Raw genomic sequence first — 19,809 nt, 5'->3', positions numbered from 1 at the left:
GAATCATCACCCAGCCATAGCAGGCCAAACGGAACCGGATATGACCGATTCGCCGAAGCGCGCCGACAGTATCACTGCACCATTGCGGCACGCGGTCTTCCGACGGATCTGGCTCGCCAGCCTGCTCTCCAATCTCGGCATCCTGATTCAGGGTGTCGGCGCCGCCTGGGCGATGACGCAGATGACGGCGCAGGCGGACAAGGTCGCGCTGGTGCAGACCGCGCTGATGCTGCCGGTGATGCTGATCTCGATGCCGGCCGGCGCCATCGCCGACATGCATGACCGCCGCATCGTCGCGCTGGTGTCGCTGGCGATCGCGCTCTCCGGCGCCACCACGCTGACGGTACTGGCCTGGCTCAATCTGGTGACGCCGAATATCCTGCTCGCGCTGTGCTTCGTGGTCGGCAGCGGCATGGCGCTGTTCGGCCCGGCCTGGCAATCCTCGGTCAGCGAGCAGGTGCCGACCGAGACGCTGCCGGCCGCGGTCGCGCTCAACGGCATCAGCTACAACATCGCGCGCAGTTTTGGGCCCGCGATCGGCGGCATCGTGGTCGCATCCGCCGGCGCGGTTGCGGCGTTCGCGGCCAACACCGTGCTGTATCTGCCGCTGCTGGTGGTGCTGTTCCTGTGGAATCGGGTCAGCGAGCCGTCGCGGCTGCCGCGCGAGCGGCTGAACCGCGCCATCGTCTCGGGCGTGCGCTACATCACCAATTCGCCGTCGATCAAGATCGTGCTGACCCGCACCATGGTCACCGGCATCATCGGCGGCTCGGTATCGGCGCTGATGCCGCTGGTGGCCCGCGATCTCCTGCATGGCGGCGCGCAGACCTACGGCATCATGCTCGGCGCCTTCGGCATGGGCGCCGTGATCGGCGCCCTCAACATCAGCGAGGTGCGCGCCCGCATGAGCGGCGAGGCGGCGGTGCGCGCCTGCGCGCTGTCGATGGGCTGTGCGATCGCAGCCGTCGCTGTTAGCAGGGAGCCGGTGATCACGGCGGCTGCACTGGTGGTCGCCGGCGCGGTGTGGATGCTCGCCGTGGCGCTGTTCAATATCGGCGTGCAGCTCTCGGCGCCGCGCTGGGTGGCGGGCCGCTCGCTGGCGGCCTTCCAGGCCGCGATCGCCGGCGGCATCGCGATCGGAAGCTGGATCTGGGGCCATATCACCGAAATCGCCGGCGTCGAGACCGCGCTTCTGATCTCCGCCGGCCTGATGCTGCTGTCGCCCATCCTCGGCATCTGGCTGCGGATGCCGCCGATCGGCGCGCGCAACGAGGCCGCCAGCGAGACGCTCGCCGATCCCGAGGTGCGGTTGCAACTGACCGGGCGCAGCGGGCCGCTGGTGGTCGAGATCGAATACCGCGTGGCGCAGGACAATGCCCGCGCCTTCCACAATGTGATGCAGGAGGTGCAGCTCAGCCGTCAGCGCAACGGCGCCTATGGCTGGTCGATCGCGCGCGACATCGCCGATCCCGAACTGTGGATCGAGCGCTATCACTGCCCGACCTGGCTCGATTATCTGCGCCAGCGCAACCGGCCGACCCAGTCCGAGCGCGAACTGCACCAGAAAGCGATCGACTTCCATATCGGCCCCGATCCGGTGCGGGTGCACCGCATGCTGGAGCGTCCATTCGGCTCGGTGCGCTGGAAGGACGAGACCCCGGACCGCGCCGCCCACGAGGTCCTGCCTGTGGTCGCGACCGCGGCGGGAAGCAGTACCTAGCCCCCGCCGTCATTCCGGAGTGACGGCGTTAGAAACTCACTGCCCGTTATCGGTCAACGTCTGCTGGCAAGCCTTGCCGAGGCGGGCACGATGTTCCTTCAGGCAGGCCAGCACGGCCTGGTCGCCTTCACCGAGATGGGGGCGGCAGAAGCGCGAGGCGTCGCGGGAGCAGGCATCGTGGCCCTGCTGCGCTGACGCGGACGACGCCAACAGAACCAACGGAACGACGGCGAGCAGAAATCGGGTCATTTCAAAGCCTCTAATGAATGTGACGCCGTGCTTTACAGCCTTTCAGCGCACCGAAGAAGCTTGAAACGGCCGGGACGGCGGCAGGTTCCTGCCCGGCCCGATCGTCCCGGACGGCCTGCGTCTTGTCGCCGCAGGCACGGCCCGGGATGCAGCGCGCAAAATTACTCGGCAGCGACCTTGCGCGATGGGCCGGCCATATCGCGGTCGAGCACCACACGGCAGCCGCTGCTCAGGTCGGAGCGGTGCTTGATCATGCAGGCGGTGATCTTCGGAATGTTCGGGATTTCCGAGCTGCACAGCCGGAACGCGTCGCCCGTGCACATCTGCTGCGCTTCGGCGCTGAAAGCAAAGCTCGCGGTCGGGGACAGCGCGGAGAAGGCGACCGCAAAAGCCACCGCGACGCTGGCCTTGCGAGCACAATTCTTGAGAATTTGGCTGGTCATGATCGGCTCCCATTGGCACCGCTGTTGCGGGCCCGTTGTTCGATGGGCCGATCATTGCGCCTCTGCGCGCCGCCTGACTGTGACGGTCATCACGCAAGCCTAAGCCGCTCTTTTTCTTGCGCTCCCGCCGCCGTGTTGGGACCGCGTTAAGACCTTGTTGGCACTAATCAGATGTTGCGGCTGTGGCGTACCCGAGTTCCCAGGAAGTGTGTAGCGATGCGTAATCCGTTGGGCCTGATGCTGGCCAGTGTTGTCATGGCGGTGGTGATCGCCGGAGTGTGGTTCTGGACCTCCTCCCCGCGCGCCGATGCCGCTCCTCCCCAAACCATGGCCGCCCGCGCGGCCGATCCGCTTCCCGCGCCGTCGGCGGCTGCCAAGGACGATGTCAACGTGACCGCCGCGCTGGGCAAGCGCGCCGACGCCACGACAGCGGCTGCGCCGGCCCCGGCTCCTGCGCCGATGCCCGCACCGGTCGCGGCCACACAAAAATGCGCCAATCCCGATGCGCTCGGCATCAGCCGCACCGTCGTGGTCGACGCCACCGGCGGACCTGGTTTTGGCTTCCTGCAATACAAGCAGTTCGACTTCCTGACCGACCACGAGATCGTGCTGACCTTCGACGACGGTCCGTGGCCGACGACGCCCGCCGTGCTGAAGGCGCTGGCGGACGAGTGCACCAAGGCAGTGTTTTTCCCGATCGGCCTGCACACCACCTATCACCCGGACATTCTCCGGCAGGTGGCGGCCGCCGGCCACACCATCGGCTCCCACACCTGGTCGCACGCCCATCTCGCCAGCAAGAAGATGACCGAGCAGATGGCCAAGGACGAGATCGAGAAGGGCTTTAGCGCGGTCAAGCTCGCGCTCGGCGCCAATCCCGCTCCGTTCTTCCGCTTCCCGGCGCTGGCGCACACGCCGGCGACGCTCGCCTATCTGGAGAGCCGCAACATCGCGAGATTCTCGGTCGACGTCGACTCCAACGACTTCAAGTCCAAGAGCTCGGAGGAAGTGATCAAGAACGTGATGACCGGGCTCGACAAGGAGCACAAAGGCATCATCCTGATGCACGATCTGCAGAAGCACACCGCCCAGGCGCTGCCGACGCTGCTGCGCCAGCTGAAGGCGGCCGGCTACAAGGTGGTCTGGATGAAGGCCAAGACCCAGGTCGAGACACTGCCCGACTACGACGCGATGATGCAGAATACCGTGAAGGTCCCGACCGCATCGGCCCGCCCGGTGAGCAGCGTCATCCAGACGGTCGCGGAGTAGGCTTCTACGCTACGTCAAATTTCGAAACGTCGTCATGGCCGGGCTTGTCCCGGCCATCCACGTTTCTGGAGCACATGCCTGCCTCCGCAGGAGCGCACTGCCAAAATATCGAAAACAACCCCATGCAAAGTAGCCGGCTGCCGGCGCTCGACCCGACGACTTGACATGTCGGGCAACTCAGCGGCATAATTCCATTATTCCGAAGTTGCGCAAGCGCCCTCCCGCAAGCGAGAGGGAGCACAGTCCCTTTCGGCGTTACCAATAAATCCCGTAGCGATGCAGCTCACCGATGATGCGGCCCGCGCTCCAGTGCCGCGCGTAACGACGATGGCTCGACTTGTGCGCGGTGGCCTGCTTCTGCTCCACGGGCTTCACAGCCGGCGTTGATGACGGTTGAACACTGGCCGGCTGCGCTTGTGGCAGCGGCACTGGTGCCGGTGCGGCAGCAGCCGGCCGCTCGACATATTTCGGAACCTCGGGCGGCTTCGGCGCCTCGACCGCCGGCGTCACTGGCCCATCGGCAACCTTGTCCGACGCGTTGACCGTGCTGGATGCCGCAGCCGGCAACGAATCTCCCCTGCCCAACGTCAAGCTTCGATCGCCGGCCTGCGCGGAAGCAGAAGCCAAAACCATCGCCGTGATCAGGATGAGTTTGCGCATTGTCGCGTCTCCCGTTGATGACCGGGAGGTTAGGCCAGCGGCGGCGATCGAGGTGTGAGGTGCATCACGTCGCCCGGCGCAGCGTGATACGCGTCAGCTCTGACGGGCGGCCGAGCCGCAGCGCGAAGCCGGGCCAAAGGCCAGTACCGTTGTTGACGTAGAGCGTCATCCCGTCGACCTCGTACCGCCCCGAAACGAAGCCGTTGTTGGCGCGCGCGGCCAGGCGGTCGAGTCCGACGATCATTCCGCCATGCGTATGTCCCGACAGTTGCAGCGCGACACCATGCGCGGCAGCGTTCCGCGCGTTCAACGGCTGGTGGTCGAGCAAAATGACGGGCGCACCGTCGGGAGCGTTGGCGATGGCTGCGGCAAGGTCCGGGCCAGGGTTGCCGGTTCGCGGCGCCGACTTGTCGGTGACGCCGGCAATGACCAATTTTCCGCCGTCGCGATCGAGCACGACATGTTCATTCGAGAGCACGCGCATGCCCATATCAGCGTAATGTGCCATCCAGGCGCGGTAGTCGAAGAAGTATTCGTGATTTCCGGGGATCACATAGACGCCATCCACAGCGCGCAGATCCCGCAGCGGCTCCACGTCGGCGCGGCGCGACGCGAGGTCGCCGTCGATCAGGTCGCCCGTGATCAGGATCAGGTTCGCGCCGAGGCCGTTTGCCCGCTCGACGACGGCGCGGGCCCAGGCCGTCGGAAAGAGGCGGCTGATGTGGAGATCGGTGAGCTGCAACATCGTGTAGCCGTCGAACCGGGGCGACAATCCGGCGATGCCGATCTCGATGTCGCGGAGCGGCGGCACGCGCGTCGCCTGACGCACGCCGATCGCAGCCGTCAAAGCCGCGATGACAGCGATCATGTACCTGACGGTATCTGATACGGTCACCCCATACAGCAGCGCTGCGGGCAGTGTGATGACGTCGAGCAGCACCTGCAACAGCGCCAGAAACAGGATCGTCCCGAACGCCCAATTGAAGAGGATGACGATCGCGCGCGGAAACTCGGGTGCGAACATCGATCCCGAAGAGAGCCTGCTCCACAAATGATACTGCGAAACGCCGAGCATCGCGGCAGCCAGGATGATCTTGATCGGTATCGGGAGCGCCAGCGGCCAGATGAAGCGGGTGATGACCAGCAGACTGGGCAGGGTCACTATGAGGTTGGGAATTGGATGCTCCTTGCAGAACGCTTTGTGGTTCGAGGCGAGTCTACGGCCTTCGTCCGCGAAATCATCGTCTGCCGTTGTCGCCTGACAAGCTGTTCGTCGCCTCGCGTGATCCCCGGTACGCGAATAGGCTGCCGGCTGTCCAGCACACGAAGATCGTCAAGGCGATGAACATGGATGTGGTGCGACAGGCACACGAATGTGCTTTGGGGCCGCGATGATGCTCAGGCGGCGTTCGTGCGTAAGCACATGTGCACGGTGCCCGACCGCGTGATCGTGACCGAAGAGACGCGCCGGCAAGGCCTCGCAGCGGCACGCGGGGTGAAGTCTGCGGCAAGCGCATAGGCCGGGGCGCGCCCGCTCTAAGCAAACTCTGAACAATCGTACTGGCCAGCCAGCCGCTGGACGAACGGCAGCGCTGCGCCGGCCGTGCGCGGGCCGTCCGTAACGAAGTTCGCAAGCCAATTGGCCTGCGGGGCCGGCCGATGGCTCGCGTCAATCGATACGTCGAGAATGTGGCTCCAGTCCGGATGCTTACGCACTTCCTCCTTGATCAACGCTGCCAGTTCGTCGGCGCTCTTTTTCGGTCTCATCCGTGGTTTCCCTCTCTTCCCAAACCTGGGTTCCATTGTACATTCCCGGCAACTTGAACGCGAGGAGGACGCGATGGCCAGAGCGCCGACAAGCGGGATTAGTCTGGGCTACCGGGAAACGTGCGTCGTGAAGGGCATGCTTGCTCGCGGCGATCGACAGCACGACATCGCGTCCTATTTCGGCGTCAATGGCGGACGCATCGGTGAGATCGCTACCGGTGACAATGCGTACCCGAACGCGCAACCCACGCCAGAGGCCGACTTGCCTCCGCCCGGTCCCTACATGACGCGGTTTGCCGTGCAGTCCGTAATCGATAGCCTCACCGAGGCGCTTGAAGCGCTCGACTTGGCTCATGCTGAAAACGAACTTGCCGACGTGAAGGCCGCGTTGCTACTCGCTCGGGACACCATCCAAAAGAAGCTCGACGCGCTTGAAGAGGTCTGAAGCCATGGCGAGGACGTGAAGAGTGGTGCCACGTCTAAGAAAGAGACGAAGACCGGAGGCCCGTAAGGTAACGGAGCCTGTTACGACAGTGCGCCTTCATCCGACCCAACTGCACACGATCGAAAAGGTCAGGAAGCTTCGATCGGAGGCTAGTGCATTGCGGATACGGGTTTCTGCCGGTTCTTACGGAGACGACGAGCGCGAGCGATTTTACAAGCTTGCGAACAGCGCCTCCGACGTCCTCAACATTTCGAACCCCGAGCTAGCACAGCGTGCCGAGTTGGGAGATGCGTTCTTCGCAACCCTGATCAGAGACAGGCGGTATCCGAAGCTTGAAAATTTTCTTCGGGCGCTCACTGCGATGATTGAAGTTGCCAACGAACGGCTTTTCGATGTCGATCGCAATCCCGCTGCCCCCAACACTCTCCAAGTCTCCGCCAAGATCACTCAGCGCATCCAGCAAGACCGTCAAGACTTGCTTGTTCTATCAAAATCGCTTGCGCAGATGGCGTTGAATGAAATTGATCGGCTCGACGCGGAACGTCCGAACGATCCGGACAGGGTGAAAGACTATGAAAAGCAGCGCGAGCTTCTGAAAATCTTCGCTGACGGGTTCGCTCGAATAGCAGATGCGTTAGCGGCGCTCGAAGCTGATCGCAATCATCCCGTAAGGCTGAGTAAAGCCGTTAAGGCCATCGAGAGCGTCGGCGATGGAATTAGTCGGTGGTGGAAGGCAAACGAGGACGAAGCAATCGACTGGGCATTTAGGATACCGGTTCTGACGGCTGGGGTTGCTGCACTCGGATGGGCCGGAGCTAATATGACTGTGGGCACCACCGTCGTCGCCGCACTGGTTGGCGGTACGCGAGTTCTCAAGGCAATCGGCAAGCGTGCCTCGACCACAATCCGAAAACGTGCAGGGAAGCGATAATGGGCGGTGCGCGATCAGCGCCTCAGTTGCGGCCTGCTCTGATCAAACTGCCAGCTACGTACTCCTCGTCCGGCAATCGCGCATTCGTTTGAACCCGGTTAGGCGAAGTGATCCAGCATGGCCGGCCGTTTGCCGTTGCTACCCTCGATGACTTTTCGAAAGTGCCTAAAACCGGCTAAGTGCTGGTGCCGCAAACAGGACTCGAACCTGTGACCCCGTCATTACGAATGACGTGCTCTACCAACTGAGCTATTGCGGCGGACCAAACGCAGCGCCGTTTGATACTCTCAAACGCGTGCCACCTGATATCGGGCATGGCCCCGATTGGCAAGAAAAAGCCGGGCCCGTGTGAACCCTGACTAGCTCCCCCACCGCGACAAAAATCCCTTCCAGCCGCCGGCCTGGGCCTTGGGCGGGCCGATTTGTTCCGCGAATTCGTCAACCGGGCCATCCTCGTCGATCCCGGGGTCGTCGGGGGCGCGGATGATGGGGATGACGGCGGGAATTGGCGCTGGGGCGGCCTTGGGCAGGTCGGTCCGGGAGCGGAACAAGGGGGCTGGTGCCGGAGGGGCTGATTCTGGGGGTGGGATTGATACGGCCGGGGCTGGTTCGGCCTCGAGAACCGGCACCGGGGCGTTGTCCTGGGCGGCTGGCGGCTCCGGCTCGATCGGCTTGACCTCGACCGGCTCAACCGGCGCTGCCACCGGCGGCTCGCTGGCCAATTCCCTAGGCGGTTCCTTGGATGCCTCCCTGGGCGGCTCGACCCGGCGCGGGGCCAGCATCGCCTCCTCGAAGGGCGAGGGCTCGATCGTGCTGCCCTTGTCCGATGGGAGCGCCGCGACCGGGGTCTGCCACTGGAAGGCATCGAGCCGGCCGCTGACCGGGGAGACCGGGCGCCAGCGGTCCGAGACATAGCCGTCCGCGGTCCAGACCGGATCGTGCAGCGCGCGCACCGCGCGCATCGTCCAGGCCCGTGCCCGGCCGCTGTCGCCATGCTCGGTGCGCTCGAGATCCGCCATCAGCAGCGCGACGCGCTGGGTCGGCGCGCCGATGAACGGCTCCAGCACCGCCCGCGCCTTGGCAAATTCCGAGGCGTCGATCGCGGCGCGGGCGATCGCCAGCGCGCCTTCGATATGGCCGGATGTCTTGGCCGCCAGCGTCTCGACCCGCACCAAGCGCTGGCGCGCGGAATCGCCGAGCCGCACATGCGCATAGGCGTCGGCCAAATCAGGATGCGGCTGCGCCAGCCACGCGGTCTCGACGAGGCGCATCGCGCGGCGCACCTGATGCGCCTCGCTCTCGAATTTGGCAGCCAGCACCGCCGCCGGAATCAGCGTCGGCGCCAGCTTCACCGCCTCCTTCGCGCTTTCGCGCGACAGATCGCGATCGAGAGTTTCCAATTCCAGCGCGCGCGCCGTCAGCAGCACGCCTCGTTGGCGCCGATAGGCCGCCTTGTCGATCAAGCCTGAGCTCTGATTGTTGTCGAGGATCGACAATGCGCCGGCCCAATCGCCCTTGGCGCAACAGAAGCCGAGCACGGCGTGCGACGCCCATGACGATGACGGCGAGACCTTCAGCGCCTCTTCCGCGATCATTACGGCCGAGACCGGATCGTCGGCGCGCTGCGCCTCGATGAAGAGGCCGCGCAGGCCCAACAGCCGCGTGTCCGGGCGCTCGGCCATTGCGCGGAAGGCGCGCTGCGCACCGGCACGGTCGCCATCGAGCTGCGCCGATTGCGCGTGCAGCAACAGCGCCAGCGGATCGTTTGCGGCGTGGCGTCGCGCGGTTTCGGCATGAGCGCGGGCGGCGGTGGAATCGCCATGGCCGATCGCAAGCAGGCCTTGCGTGATGGCGTGGCGGCCGCGGGCGTGACGACGCTCGCGCCTGCCGCGGCGGACGTGCCCCGGCACGTTCCAAATCATGCGCAGGATCGCGCCTGATATCATCGCGACGACGATGATGATGCCAAGCAGGATCACCGGCTGCTTGGACGACAAATGCAGGCCGCCCCATGACATCACGAGGTCGCCGGGCTGATCGACCACCCAGGCCCCGCCGGCCGCAGCAAGCGCAATCAACAACAGGAACAGAACGATCCGGATCATCAAAGACCTATTGCAATGACCTACTGATTAACCGAGGCGAGCGCCGCCATGGCATTGTCGGCGAATTTTCGCGAGGCGGCGAGCGCCGCACTGCGCGCGTCCACCCTCTCGATCCACGGCTGCGCCGCGGTGCGATCGGCCGGTGGCAGCGACTTCAACTCGCGCTCGGTCAGCGCGAGATCATTATGCACGGCGGCCGATGTCACGCGCGCGACGATGCTGCCGCGATCGGTGCCAGTGGCATCGGTCCGCTCGATGCGGATCAGCTTGGAGGCGCTGGCCTGCAGACGATCGACCAGGCCTGCACCACTGGCCGTTGCGGTTTCCGGCGGCACGAGCTGCGGCACGATCTCGATCAGCTCGCGGCAGAGCCTGTTCGTATCAGGCACGCCAGAGGTCGCAAACGCCTCGAGCGGCTTCAACGCCGCGGGATCGTCGGAGAGCGCCTTGGCCGCGGCGAGTGCTGAGACGAAGGGATCGCCGTGGCGGACCGCGGCGTCGAGCAGCGTTGCCGCGACGACGCGGCGCAACGGTGCGTCATCGGCCGGCTTTACGTCTGCCTTGGTGTCCTGCTTGGCGATCTCGGCGTTTTGCGCCTTTATCGCGCCTTCGATCCCGTCGATGCGCGCCGTGATTCCGGACAGGTCGGGCGCAGCCCCACCCGTGCGGGGCGCGGCCTTCACATCATTCACGGCGGCTGCGAGCTTGTCGGATTGCGCGCGCGTGGCAGCGAGATCGCTGCGCAATGCTGCGAGCGATTTATCCAGCGCCTCCAGCCGCGCTGTCGCGGCAGGATCGACCACCGCTGCGACCGGCTTGCCGGCTTTCGATTCGAGGCCGGCGACCCGCGAGGTGAGGCCGTCGAGCGCGGCCGCATTGAGCTGCGGCGCAGGAGCGGGCGCGACCTGAGGCCAGCCGAGCAGCCAGCCGATCCCGATCACCAGCGCGGCGGCCACCGCGCCCGAGATCGGCGCGACCACCCAGGGCGAGACCCGCCGCGGCGGTTCGGGCACATGCCCAGACGCCGGCGCCGCCTCGGGCCCAGCCGCGGATTCTGGCTCAGATTTGGGTTCGGGCTCCGGCTCGGCCGCGACTTCAGGCGAAGCCGCCTCGGCGGAGGCGTGCGGCGGTTCGCTCGAGACGTCGGTCGCCTCGAGATCGATGGTCGGCGGCGCACGCCTAGGCCGGGCGGAATCCGGCGAAGGGTCGCTATCCTCGGGCCTGTCTTCAGCCATCGCGGGGGGTCCTCAACTCGATCAGCTGTATACTCTAACAGAATCGGCGACGGTTCTTAGAGCACGATCCAAAAAATCGGGCACTGGCTAACATCATGTTCAAACGAAAGAATAATGAATCATCGGGAAGGCACGGCACGGCCGAGCGTGTCAAGCAGGGCATTCTCGTCCGCTGAGGCCGCCACCGTCACCTTGATAGCGCCGGCATCGTGCAGAACAGAGGCCACCGATGCCGAGATGCAGCATTGCGGCAGCGCCAAGGCGGAAATCTCCAGCCCATCGGCCCTGACAGCATCGAGGAAGGCCTGCGCGCTACGGCGGGAATAATGCAGCACCGCCGTGATCCCGTTCGCCATGAACGCATCCGAGACCTCCCGCGGGAAGCTTGCGACCGGCGTCATCCGGTAGGTGGTGTGGCTGACGACGGTCAAGCCAGCATCGCCCAGCTCGCCCGCGAGATCGCGCGCCAGGTCGGCGCCCGCGAGGTAGAGAAGTGTGGCAGCCTTCTTCAATTTCCCGGCCTTGACGCGCGCCAGCACGAGATCGCGCAACGCATCGGCATCGCCCTTGGCCGTGATCACCTTGCCGAAGCCGGCGGCCTGCGCGGCATCGGCGGTGTGGGCCCCGACCGCGAACAGCGGCAGGCGCAGCAGCCGGCTGCCGGCGAGATCGACCGCGCGCAGGGCGTTGGCGCTCGTCAAAATGATAGCGTCATATTTGGCGACATGATCGTCATGGAACGGCAGCGGCTCGAAGCGCAGCATCGGCGCCAGCAGGGCGACAAAACCCCGTGCGCGCAGATTTTCCAGCGTCGCCGCATTGTCGGGAGACGGGCGTGTGACAAGGATCGCCACAGGTCAGGACTCCCGCCGCATGAAATGTGTCATCGCACCCGATTGCACTTTGAGACCTCGCAATGCTACCCCGGAAGAGCCATTTTAATGATGATCGCGCAAGGGCCGAAATTGGATCACGAACCGCCGATGCTGGTGTTGGGAATCGAGACGACCTGCGACGAAACCGCGGCTGCCGTGGTCGAACGCGATGCTGACGGGTCGGCGCGGATTCTCTCCAATATCGTGCGCTCGCAGACCGAGGAACACGCCCGCTTCGGCGGCGTGGTTCCGGAGATCGCGGCGCGGGCCCATGTCGACCTGCTCGATGGCATCGTCGCCACAGCGATGAACGAAGCCGGCGTCGGCTTCGCGCAATTGTCCGCAGTCGCGGCTGCCGCGGGCCCCGGCCTGATCGGCGGCGTGATCGTCGGCCTGACCACCGCGAAAGCGATCGCGATGGTGCACGACACGCCACTGATCGCCGTGAACCACCTCGAGGCGCACGCGCTGACGCCGCGCCTCACCTGCGCGCTGGCGTTCCCCTATTGCCTGTTCCTGGCCTCGGGCGGCCACACCCAGATCGTCGCGGTGGTCGGTGTCGGACAATATGTGCGGCTCGGCACCACGGTCGATGACGCGATGGGCGAGGCGTTCGACAAGGTCGCAAAAATGCTGTCGCTGCCCTATCCCGGCGGGCCGCAGGTCGAGCGCGCGGCCGAGGGCGGCGATCCCAAGCGCTTTGCCTTTCCGCGCCCGATGCTCGGCCGTCCCGACGCCAATTTCTCGCTGTCGGGATTGAAGACCGCCGTGCGCAACGAAGCGAGCCGGCTGACGCCGCTGGAGCCGCAGGACATCAGCGATCTCTGCGCGAGTTTTCAAGCCGCGGTGCTGGAATCGACGGCCGACAGGTTGAACGTCGGCCTCAGACTGTTCCACGAGCAGTTCGGCACGCCGCGCGCGCTGGTCGCCGCCGGCGGCGTCGCCGCCAACCACGCGATTCGCGGCGCGCTGCAGGATGTCGCAGCCCGGGCACAGACCACGCTGATCATCCCGCCGCCGGCGCTCTGCACCGACAATGGCGCGATGATCGCATGGGCCGGCGCCGAACGGATGGCGCTCGGACTGACCGACACGATGGACGCACCGCCCCGCGCCCGCTGGCTGCTGGACGCCAATGCCAAGGCGCCGGCCGGATATGGCAACAGCCGCGCGGGACATTGATCCGAGGATTATGATGGCTGCGTATATGTCAGTCAGCGTGATCGGCGCCGGCGCCTGGGGCACCGCACTGGCCGATGTCGCGGCGCGCGCTGGACGCAAGGTCACGCTGTACGCCCGTGATCCCGCGCACGCTGCGCAGATCCAGGCGACGCGCATCAATCCAAAGCTGGCCGGCGTGCGGCTCGATCCCGGCATCGACGTGACATCTGACATCGCCGCCGCCGCGCGCGCCGACATCATTCTCGCCGCAACCCCGGCGCAGCATCTGCGCGCGGCCGTCAGCCATCTTGCTCCGCATGTCAAACGCGGCACGCCCGTGATCGCCTGTGCCAAGGGCATCGAGCATGGCACGCACAAATTCATGACCGAGGTGATCGCGGAAGCCGCACCGCAGGCGGTGCCCGCCATCCTGTCGGGGCCGAGTTTCGCCGATGATGTCGCGCGTGGACTTCCGACCGCGGTGACGCTCGCTGCGAAGGATGAGGCAATAGCGAGCGCGCTGGTGCAGGCGCTCGGATCGGCGACCTTCCGGCCCTATCACACGTCAGACGTGCGCGGCGTCGAGATCGGCGGCGCGGCGAAGAACGTGCTGGCGATCGCAGCCGGCATCGTGGTCGGCCGCGACCTCGGCGCCTCCGCGCTCGCCGCGCTGACCACGCGCGGCTTCAGCGAACTCGCGCGATTCGGCCGCGCCTGCGGCGCGCGACCGGAGACCCTTGCCGGCCTGTCGGGATTGGGCGACCTGCTGCTGAGCTGCTCGACCGCGCAATCACGCAATTTCGCACTCGGCATCGCACTCGGCCGCGGCGAGGCGCCGCCGCTGGGCAAGCTCGCCGAGGGTGCGTTCACCGCACCGGTCCTGGTCGAGCTCGCCGCCTCGCAAAAAGTCGATATGCCGGTATCACATGCGGTCGCGGCGATCCTTGCGGACAAACTCACGATCGATGCCGCGATCGAGGGCCTGCTGACGCGGCCGTTCAAAGCGGAGTGAGCGTCATCGCCGCGTCGCTGGCGGCCCTTCACGGCCTGTGCGCGCTGTAATAGCGTGGCGGCGAACCGCCGGGTCCCGGTCGAACAATCAAGAAACGGATCCTTTCAAGAAACGGATCCTTGGGGATAACGCATGCGTCAACCGCATCACGCCATCGTTTCGATCAGCATTCTATTGGCCGTCGCCGCCTCAACTGCCACCGCCCGCGCGCAAACAGCCGTCCCATACGACGACCTCGCCAAGAGCGAGGCCGCGGCCAATGCCGACAATGGCAAGCGGGTCGCCCCGCTCAAATCGATAGGCAATCCCGCTAATGACGTGTCGCCCGAGATGCAGGCGATGGTCGGCGCGCCCTATCCGCCGCATTTCAACGCGGACCCGAAGACTCCGGCGGAATGGAAGGAACTGATCGATCGCCGCGCCAAGCTCTCGATCGCGGGTATCCCGGCGATGAAGGCGAAGCTCGGCGTCAAGGTCGAGGAGACCAAAATCGCCGGCGTGCACTGCTTCATCGTCACGCCGAACAAGATCGAGCTCGAGAACCGGCGGCGCCTGCTGATTCACGTTCACGGCGGCGGTTACGTGTTCGGTCCCGGCGAGGCGGCCTTGCCGGAAGCCATCATGATGGCGGGCTTCGGCGGCTTCAAGGTGATCTCGGTCGACTACCGGATGCCGCCCGACTTCCCCTACCCGGCGGCGATGGACGACGCGATGGCGGTTTACAAGGCCGTCCTGAAATCGCACGAACACCATCGTGTCGCTATTTTCGGCACGTCGACGGGCGGCGCCATGACGCTCGCGATGGTATTGCGGGCGAAGGATGAAAAGCTGCCGCTGCCGGCCGCCATCGCGCCGGGCACGCCGTGGTCGGATATCGACAAGATCGGCGACAGCTATGCCAGCAATGAGTGGGTCGACAATGTGCTGGTGACCTGGGACGGCTGGCTCGGCCGCGCCGCCAAGCTCTACGCCAACGGCGCCGACCTGAAGACGCCCTACATCTCGCCGATCTACGGCGACTTCAAGGGCTTCCCGCCGACGATCCTGACGACAGGCACGCGCGACCTGTTCCTCAGCAACACGGTTCGTACCCATCGCAAATTGCGCCGTGCCGGCGTCATTGCCGATCTCAACGTCTACGAGGGGATGTCTCACGCCCAGTACCAGTTCAACGTCGATGCGCCCGAGACCCGGGAAGCCTTCACCGACATCGCCAAATTCTTCGACAGGTATCTGAAGCAATAAGGCCGTCGCAAACGATGTGCGGCGATGCTTGTCTATGATCTCTGCGTGCCTATAACATCGCGGCGCGATCGGCGTTCGAGAATGACAAGAACAGGGTAAGTTGCGATGAACTACTGGCTGGTGAAATCCGAACCGTCGGTCTGGTCGTGGGACCAGCAGGTCGCCAAGGGCGCGAAGGGCGAAGCCTGGACCGGCGTGCGCAACTTCACGGCGCGGCAGAACCTCGTCAACATGAAGAAGGGCGACAAGGCGTTCTTTTATCATTCCAACGAGGGCAAGGAGATCGTCGGCATCGCCGAGATCGTCAAGGAGGCCTATCCCGATCCGTCCGACAAGACCGGCAAATTCGTCTGCGTCGACATCAAGGCCGACAAGCCCTTGAAGACGCCGGTGACGATGGCCGCGATCAAGGCCGACAAGAAGTTCGCCGAGATGGCGCTGGTGAAATATTCGCGGCTGTCGGTGCAGCCGGTGACGGCGGAAGAATGGAAGGCCGTCTGCAAGATGGGTGGGCTTTGAGCCCTCTCCCCCTGTGGGAGAGGGTCGCTTCGCGAAGCGAAGCGGGGTGAGGGGTATCGCGCCCCCTGGGCACAGCCTCACAAGCGGAGAGAACCCCTCATCCGTCGCGGACTACGTCCGCGCCACCTTCTCCCACAAGGGGAGAAGGGAAGAGATTACGCCCCCGCCGCCATCACCACCTGCGCCAGCAATTGCTCGCGCTTGGACTGGGTGCGGTAGCCCTTCATCGTCGCGGCGAAGCGTTCGAGGATGCCGTCTTCGAAGGCGGTGACGATGGTGTCGTGGACGTAGCTCTTGCGGCAGATCGCCGGCGTGTTGGAAAGCTGGTCGGCCGCGGCGCGGATCGCATCCAGCACCTGGCGCTTGCGGCCGCGCTCGCTGGTCGCAGGCGTGACCCGCGACAACGACTCCACGACGACAGCCGATGCCATCAGCGTGCGGAAATCCTTCAGCGAGATCTTGATGCCGGCGATCTCGCGCAGGAACGCGTTCACTGCCGTCGTCGAGGCGGCGCGGACGACGCCGGAACGGTCGTGGTACTGGAACATGCGCTTGCCCGGCACGGCGCGTAGGATGCCGATCGCGCGCACCAGCTTGGCGGCGTCGCATTCCTTGCGCACGGCCTTGCCACCCTTGGCCTTGAAGGTCAGCACCAGGCTGTCGTCTTCCAGCGTGACGTTGGACTTCAGCAGCGTGGTGGCGCCGCGGGTGCCGTTGAGGCGGGCATAGGATTCGTTGCCGGGACGGATCGCGGTGCGCGCGATCAGTTCGATCGCGGCCGACAGCGCGAATTCGCGCGTCGGCTCGTCGCCGGACAGAAACGCCGAGATTTTGCGCCGGATTTTTGGCAGCGCGGCCACGAGCTTGGCCAGGCGATGCGCCTTGCGCTGCTCGCGGACCTTTTCCCAATCGGCATGGTAGCGGTATTGCAGCCGGCCGGCGGCATCGCGGCCCACCGCCTGCAGATGCGTGCTCGGATCGCTGGAGTAGCGCACCTGGCGATAGGCCGGCGGAACCGCCATCGAGTGCAGCCGCCGGATGGTTCTGACATCGCGGATCCGCGAGCCGTTGGCGCGAACGAATGAATAGTTCTTGCCGCGCTTGATGCGGCGGATGGTCAGCTCGTTCTGGTCGCCGAGCCGCAAGCCGAGGTCGCGGGCGATGTCTTCAACCGAGGTCTTGATGGCGGCGGTGGCGAGTTTCGCTGGCTGCTTCGGCCACTGGCCCAGCGCCTTCGCCAGGGCAACAGCAGGATCGGCGGAAACGGGCCGCACAGCCGCGCTATTCTGCTGATCCATCATCTGCTCAAGACGCCCTGTTCTGCCTGCTCTCCGGTAATGCCGCTTCTTCTGGCTTCGTTCCGGATGGACCGTCTGGCCCCGGGGAGGCCATTTAGGGGGTGTTGGCCGACTTTGCGAGTCACGAATCATCCGGTAACGGTTTCTAATTACCTTTCATGGGTGCCATTCGGCCGATAACGTTGACGTCAGCCTGACCTCGACACGGCAAATTGACGGCTGGAACCGCTCAAATGGCGCCTGCCCGACGCTCCCGGCCACAAATGGCCGCGCGATCAGGTCAGAGGTCGTGTCCCTTCTTGCGCAGTTCCTCGATGATCCGCTGCCGCATGTCCGCCGCCACCGACTGGCCGAACTTCTGGCCAGCCAGCAGGGATTGCTGCGTCACGACAGGTGTCTTCTGCAGGAATTTCTGGCCGACCGGGCTCTTGTAGAAGGCGATCAGGGCCTGCAGATCGTCCGGGGTGAAATTGTTGGCGTAGATGATCGCGACCGCCTCCGACAATTCGTCGTAACGGGCCTGGAACCCCTCGAGCAGCACCGGTGTCAGCGCGTCGTAGTCGCGGTCGACGTCGCTGCGGCCCTGAACGATGGCGGGCTTGAGGCCCTTCATGATCGTCGGCATCAACGCCTTGAACTGGTCCGCGAGGTGGATGGTAGCAACCAATTCCTTCGCGACCGCCAGCGCCTCCGGCGACGGCGACGGCGCGGCCGTCTGGGCGCGGGCCAGCGGCGCTGCGAGCGCCATCACTACGACCAAGAGACCAGTGACCCGGAGCAGGCGATGGAGCATAGGTTTCTCTCGTCGATGCGTTGCGGTATGCCGTTCTATCACACGCAGGAACAGGAGGGACGCGCCTGATCGTTTCTGCACGACAAAACTGGTGGCCCTTTTTCCTTGCCCGTCCGGAATGCGGCAACGCATAATCCGAGCAATGATCAAGCCGGCTTGCCGCCGCGTCGTTTGCGAACGGCAATGAGTGGAGGAAACGATGTCCGAGAAGATTTATGACGTGTCGCCCGACTGGGCCAAGCGCGCCTATGTCGATGACGCCAAATATCGCGAGATGTACGCGCACTCGGTCAAGAACCCCAATGGCTTCTGGGGCGAACAGGCCAAGCGGATCGACTGGATCAAGCCCTTCACCAAGGTTGAAAACGTCTCCTTCGCGCCCGGCAACATCTCGATCAAATGGTTCGAGGACGGCGAGCTGAACGTCGCCTGGAACTGCATCGACCGCCATCTGGAGACGCGCGGCGACCAGACCGCGATCATCTGGGAGGGCGACGATCCCTCCGAGTCCAAGCACATCACCTACCGCGAGCTGCACGACGAAGTCTGCAAGATGGCCAACATCCTGCGCACAAGGAACGTCGAGAAGGGCGACCGCGTCACGATCTATCTGCCGATGATTCCGGAGGCCGCCTACGCGATGCTGGCCTGTGCGCGGATCGGCGCCATTCACTCGGTGGTGTTCGGCGGCTTCTCGCCCGACAGCCTCGCCCAGCGCATCAAGGACTGCGAATCCAAGGTGATCATCACCGCCGACGAAGGCCTGCGCGGCGGCAAGAAGGTGCCGCTGAAGGCCAATGTCGACGCGGCCATTGCCAAGAGCGGCGGCGTCGACTGGGTCGTCGTGGTGAAGCGCACTGGTGGTGCGATCGATATGAACCCGACGCGCGACCTCTGGTATCACGAGGCCGCCGAGATGGTGACCTCGGAGTGCCCGTGCGAGCCAATGAACGCGGAGGATCCGCTGTTCATTCTCTACACGTCAGGCTCGACCGGTACGCCGAAGGGCGTGCTGCACACCTCCGCCGGCTATCTCGTGTTCGCCTCGATGACGCATCAATACGTCTTCGACTATCACGACGGCGACATCTACTGGTGCACCGCCGATGTCGGCTGGGTCACCGGCCACAGCTACATCCTCTACGGGCCGCTCGCGAATGGCGCGACCACGCTGATGTTCGAGGGCGTGCCGAATTACCCGGACAACTCCCGTTTCTGGAACGTGATCGACAAGCACAAGGTCAACATCTTCTACACCGCGCCGACCGCGATCCGCGCGCTGATGCAGTTCGGCGACGATCCCGTGAAGAAGACCTCGCGCAAATCGCTGCGGCTGCTCGGCTCGGTCGGCGAGCCGATCAATCCGGAAGCCTGGGAATGGTATCATCGCGTGGTCGGCGACGAGCGCTGCCCGATCGTCGACACCTGGTGGCAGACCGAGACCGGCGGCATTTTGATTACGCCGCTGCCCGGCGCAACCAAACTCAAGCCGGGCTCGGCAACCCGGCCGTTCTTCGGCGTGGTGCCCGAAATCGTCGATGCCGACGGCAAGGTGCTGGACGGCGAGACCTCCGGCAACCTCTGCATCGCAAAATCCTGGCCGGGCCAGATGCGCACGGTCTATGGCGATCATGCCCGGTTCGAGCAGACCTATTTCTCGACCTACAAGGGCAAGTACTTCACCGGCGACGGCTGCCGCCGCGACGCCGACGGCTATTACTGGATCACCGGCCGGGTCGACGACGTCATCAACGTCTCCGGCCACCGCATGGGCACCGCCGAGGTCGAGAGTTCGCTGGTCGCCAATCCCGCAGTCTCGGAAGCCGCCGTGGTCGGCTACCCCCACGACATCAAGGGCCAGGGCATCTACGCCTATGTCACCCTGATGAAGGGCACCGAGCCGTCCGAGGCGCTGCGCAAGGAGCTGGTCGCCTGGGTCCGCAAGGACATCGGGCCGATCGCCTCGCCGGACCTGATCCAGTTCGCGCCCGGCCTGCCGAAGACCCGCTCCGGCAAGATCATGCGCCGTATCCTGCGCAAGATCGCCGAGGACGAGCCGTCGACCCTCGGCGACACCTCGAC

19 protein-coding genes and 1 tRNA gene are annotated in these 19,809 nt (G+C 65.0%); 9 read left to right on the top strand and 11 right to left on the bottom strand.

Annotation, left to right across the window (positions count from 1 at the left end; translation table 11 throughout):
• Nucleotides 1-40: 40 nt before the first annotated feature.
• Nucleotides 41-1,720, top strand: a complete 1,680-nt coding sequence (locus UP09_RS16555; protein WP_044539310.1) for an MFS transporter — start codon at nucleotides 41-43, stop codon at nucleotides 1,718-1,720.
• A gap of 36 nt (nucleotides 1,721-1,756) precedes the next feature.
• Here the strand turns inward: UP09_RS16555 and UP09_RS16550 are convergent, their stop codons facing one another.
• Nucleotides 1,757-1,969 (bottom strand): cysteine rich repeat-containing protein, encoded by a 213-nt coding sequence (locus tag UP09_RS16550; protein WP_044539309.1) that lies wholly within the window; start codon nucleotides 1,967-1,969, stop codon nucleotides 1,757-1,759.
• A gap of 161 nt (nucleotides 1,970-2,130) precedes the next feature.
• On the bottom strand, nucleotides 2,131-2,412 hold the full coding sequence (locus tag UP09_RS16545) for a hypothetical protein (RefSeq protein WP_044539308.1): 282 nt from the start codon (nucleotides 2,410-2,412) through the stop codon (nucleotides 2,131-2,133).
• A 216-nt stretch (nucleotides 2,413-2,628) separates the two neighbouring features.
• Here UP09_RS16545 and UP09_RS16540 point away from each other — a divergent pair, with 216 nt between their 5' ends.
• The gene (locus UP09_RS16540) at nucleotides 2,629-3,681 is read left to right on the top strand and encodes a polysaccharide deacetylase family protein (RefSeq protein WP_044539307.1); all 1,053 of its coding nucleotides are present in this window, start codon (nucleotides 2,629-2,631) and stop codon (nucleotides 3,679-3,681) included.
• A 255-nt stretch (nucleotides 3,682-3,936) separates the two neighbouring features.
• Here UP09_RS16540 and UP09_RS16535 read toward each other — a convergent pair whose 3' ends face one another.
• The 3 genes from UP09_RS16535 to UP09_RS16525 all read right to left on the bottom strand — a co-directional run bounded on the left by UP09_RS16535 (nucleotide 3,937) and on the right by UP09_RS16525 (nucleotide 6,108).
• A complete protein-coding gene (locus tag UP09_RS16535) occupies nucleotides 3,937-4,341 on the bottom strand; it encodes a hypothetical protein (protein ID WP_044539306.1) in 405 nt (134 codons plus the stop codon).
• A 64-nt stretch (nucleotides 4,342-4,405) separates the two neighbouring features.
• Nucleotides 4,406-5,518, bottom strand: a complete 1,113-nt coding sequence (locus UP09_RS16530) for a metallophosphoesterase (RefSeq protein WP_044539305.1) — start codon at nucleotides 5,516-5,518, stop codon at nucleotides 4,406-4,408.
• Between the two features lie 359 nt (nucleotides 5,519-5,877).
• A complete protein-coding gene (locus tag UP09_RS16525; RefSeq protein ID WP_044539304.1) occupies nucleotides 5,878-6,108 on the bottom strand; it encodes a hypothetical protein in 231 nt (76 codons plus the stop codon).
• A 73-nt stretch (nucleotides 6,109-6,181) separates the two neighbouring features.
• Between UP09_RS16525 and UP09_RS16520 the strand changes: the two genes are divergently transcribed.
• Both UP09_RS16520 and UP09_RS16515 read left to right on the top strand, forming a co-directional pair.
• Nucleotides 6,182-6,553, top strand: a complete 372-nt coding sequence (locus UP09_RS16520) for a hypothetical protein (protein ID WP_044539303.1) — start codon at nucleotides 6,182-6,184, stop codon at nucleotides 6,551-6,553.
• Nucleotides 6,554-6,710: 157 nt separating this feature from the next.
• Nucleotides 6,711-7,484, top strand: coding sequence for a hypothetical protein (locus tag UP09_RS16515; RefSeq protein ID WP_044539302.1), 774 nt, complete (start codon nucleotides 6,711-6,713; stop codon nucleotides 7,482-7,484).
• 183 nt (nucleotides 7,485-7,667) lie between these two features.
• Here the strand turns inward: UP09_RS16515 and UP09_RS16510 are convergent.
• The 4 genes from UP09_RS16510 to UP09_RS16495 form a co-directional block, all read right to left on the bottom strand.
• Nucleotides 7,668-7,743, bottom strand: a tRNA-Thr gene (locus tag UP09_RS16510).
• A gap of 100 nt (nucleotides 7,744-7,843) precedes the next feature.
• Nucleotides 7,844-9,589: a heme biosynthesis protein HemY gene (locus tag UP09_RS16505; RefSeq protein WP_044539301.1), complete on the bottom strand. Its 1,746-nt coding sequence runs from the start codon at nucleotides 9,587-9,589 to the stop codon at nucleotides 7,844-7,846.
• A 20-nt stretch (nucleotides 9,590-9,609) separates the two neighbouring features.
• Nucleotides 9,610-10,824 carry a hypothetical protein gene (locus UP09_RS16500; RefSeq protein WP_044539300.1) on the bottom strand — a complete coding sequence of 405 codons (1,215 nt, stop codon included), beginning with the start codon at nucleotides 10,822-10,824 and terminating at the stop codon, nucleotides 9,610-9,612.
• Nucleotides 10,825-10,943: 119 nt separating this feature from the next.
• Nucleotides 10,944-11,678 carry a uroporphyrinogen-III synthase gene (locus tag UP09_RS16495; protein WP_044539299.1) on the bottom strand — a complete coding sequence of 245 codons (735 nt, stop codon included), beginning with the start codon at nucleotides 11,676-11,678 and terminating at the stop codon, nucleotides 10,944-10,946.
• Between the two features lie 129 nt (nucleotides 11,679-11,807).
• Here UP09_RS16495 and tsaD point away from each other — a divergent pair, with 129 nt between their 5' ends.
• From tsaD to UP09_RS16475, 4 genes are all read left to right on the top strand, one after another.
• Nucleotides 11,808-12,881: a tRNA (adenosine(37)-N6)-threonylcarbamoyltransferase complex transferase subunit TsaD gene (tsaD, locus tag UP09_RS16490; RefSeq protein WP_044539347.1), complete on the top strand. Its 1,074-nt coding sequence runs from the start codon at nucleotides 11,808-11,810 to the stop codon at nucleotides 12,879-12,881.
• Nucleotides 12,882-12,894: 13 nt separating this feature from the next.
• Entirely contained in the window at nucleotides 12,895-13,872 is a 978-nt protein-coding gene (locus UP09_RS16485; protein WP_044539346.1) for an NAD(P)H-dependent glycerol-3-phosphate dehydrogenase, read from the top strand.
• Between the two features lie 132 nt (nucleotides 13,873-14,004).
• Nucleotides 14,005-15,117, top strand: coding sequence for an alpha/beta hydrolase (locus tag UP09_RS16480; RefSeq protein WP_044539298.1), 1,113 nt, complete (start codon nucleotides 14,005-14,007; stop codon nucleotides 15,115-15,117).
• A 105-nt stretch (nucleotides 15,118-15,222) separates the two neighbouring features.
• Nucleotides 15,223-15,636, top strand: a complete 414-nt coding sequence (locus UP09_RS16475) for an EVE domain-containing protein (protein WP_044539297.1) — start codon at nucleotides 15,223-15,225, stop codon at nucleotides 15,634-15,636.
• Between the two features lie 155 nt (nucleotides 15,637-15,791).
• Here the strand turns inward: UP09_RS16475 and UP09_RS16470 are convergent, their stop codons facing one another.
• Nucleotides 15,792-16,937: a DNA topoisomerase IB gene (locus UP09_RS16470; RefSeq protein ID WP_044539296.1), complete on the bottom strand. Its 1,146-nt coding sequence runs from the start codon at nucleotides 16,935-16,937 to the stop codon at nucleotides 15,792-15,794.
• Between the two features lie 277 nt (nucleotides 16,938-17,214).
• Entirely contained in the window at nucleotides 17,215-17,727 is a 513-nt protein-coding gene (locus UP09_RS37020; protein ID WP_052833121.1) for a DUF2059 domain-containing protein, read from the bottom strand.
• 199 nt (nucleotides 17,728-17,926) lie between these two features.
• Between UP09_RS37020 and acs the strand changes: the two genes are divergently transcribed.
• Nucleotides 17,927-19,809: acetate--CoA ligase (gene acs / locus UP09_RS16460; RefSeq protein ID WP_044539295.1), on the top strand; the 1,883-nt coding region annotated here is incomplete at its 3' end.

Origin of the sequence: Bradyrhizobium sp. LTSP885, assembly GCF_000938305.1 — a bacterium.
Taxonomy (GTDB): domain Bacteria; phylum Pseudomonadota; class Alphaproteobacteria; order Rhizobiales; family Xanthobacteraceae; genus Bradyrhizobium.
Note: the sequence above shows the minus strand (reverse complement) of the source record. Positions and strands in the feature narration are given on the sequence as shown.

What these genes read in the sequence shown, in the direction of transcription:
- UP09_RS16555 (WP_044539310.1), top strand. Translation starts at nt 41, where the DNA reads ATGACCGATTCGCCGAAGCGCGCCGACAGTATCACTGCACCATTGCGG.
- UP09_RS16550 (WP_044539309.1), bottom strand. Translation starts at nt 1,969, where the DNA reads ATGACCCGATTTCTGCTCGCCGTCGTTCCGTTGGTTCTGTTGGCGTCG.
- UP09_RS16545 (WP_044539308.1), bottom strand. Translation starts at nt 2,412, where the DNA reads ATGACCAGCCAAATTCTCAAGAATTGTGCTCGCAAGGCCAGCGTCGCG.
- UP09_RS16540 (WP_044539307.1), top strand. Translation starts at nt 2,629, where the DNA reads ATGCGTAATCCGTTGGGCCTGATGCTGGCCAGTGTTGTCATGGCGGTG.
- UP09_RS16535 (WP_044539306.1), bottom strand. Translation starts at nt 4,341, where the DNA reads ATGCGCAAACTCATCCTGATCACGGCGATGGTTTTGGCTTCTGCTTCC.
- UP09_RS16525 (WP_044539304.1), bottom strand. Translation starts at nt 6,108, where the DNA reads ATGAGACCGAAAAAGAGCGCCGACGAACTGGCAGCGTTGATCAAGGAG.
- UP09_RS16520 (WP_044539303.1), top strand. Translation starts at nt 6,182, where the DNA reads ATGGCCAGAGCGCCGACAAGCGGGATTAGTCTGGGCTACCGGGAAACG.
- UP09_RS16505 (WP_044539301.1), bottom strand. Translation starts at nt 9,589, where the DNA reads ATGATCCGGATCGTTCTGTTCCTGTTGTTGATTGCGCTTGCTGCGGCC.
- UP09_RS16500 (WP_044539300.1), bottom strand. Translation starts at nt 10,824, where the DNA reads ATGGCTGAAGACAGGCCCGAGGATAGCGACCCTTCGCCGGATTCCGCC.
- tsaD (WP_044539347.1), top strand. Translation starts at nt 11,808, where the DNA reads ATGCTGGTGTTGGGAATCGAGACGACCTGCGACGAAACCGCGGCTGCC.
- UP09_RS16485 (WP_044539346.1), top strand. Translation starts at nt 12,895, where the DNA reads ATGGCTGCGTATATGTCAGTCAGCGTGATCGGCGCCGGCGCCTGGGGC.
- UP09_RS16480 (WP_044539298.1), top strand. Translation starts at nt 14,005, where the DNA reads ATGCGTCAACCGCATCACGCCATCGTTTCGATCAGCATTCTATTGGCC.
- UP09_RS16475 (WP_044539297.1), top strand. Translation starts at nt 15,223, where the DNA reads ATGAACTACTGGCTGGTGAAATCCGAACCGTCGGTCTGGTCGTGGGAC.
- UP09_RS16470 (WP_044539296.1), bottom strand. Translation starts at nt 16,937, where the DNA reads ATGATGGATCAGCAGAATAGCGCGGCTGTGCGGCCCGTTTCCGCCGAT.
- UP09_RS37020 (WP_052833121.1), bottom strand. Translation starts at nt 17,727, where the DNA reads ATGCTCCATCGCCTGCTCCGGGTCACTGGTCTCTTGGTCGTAGTGATG.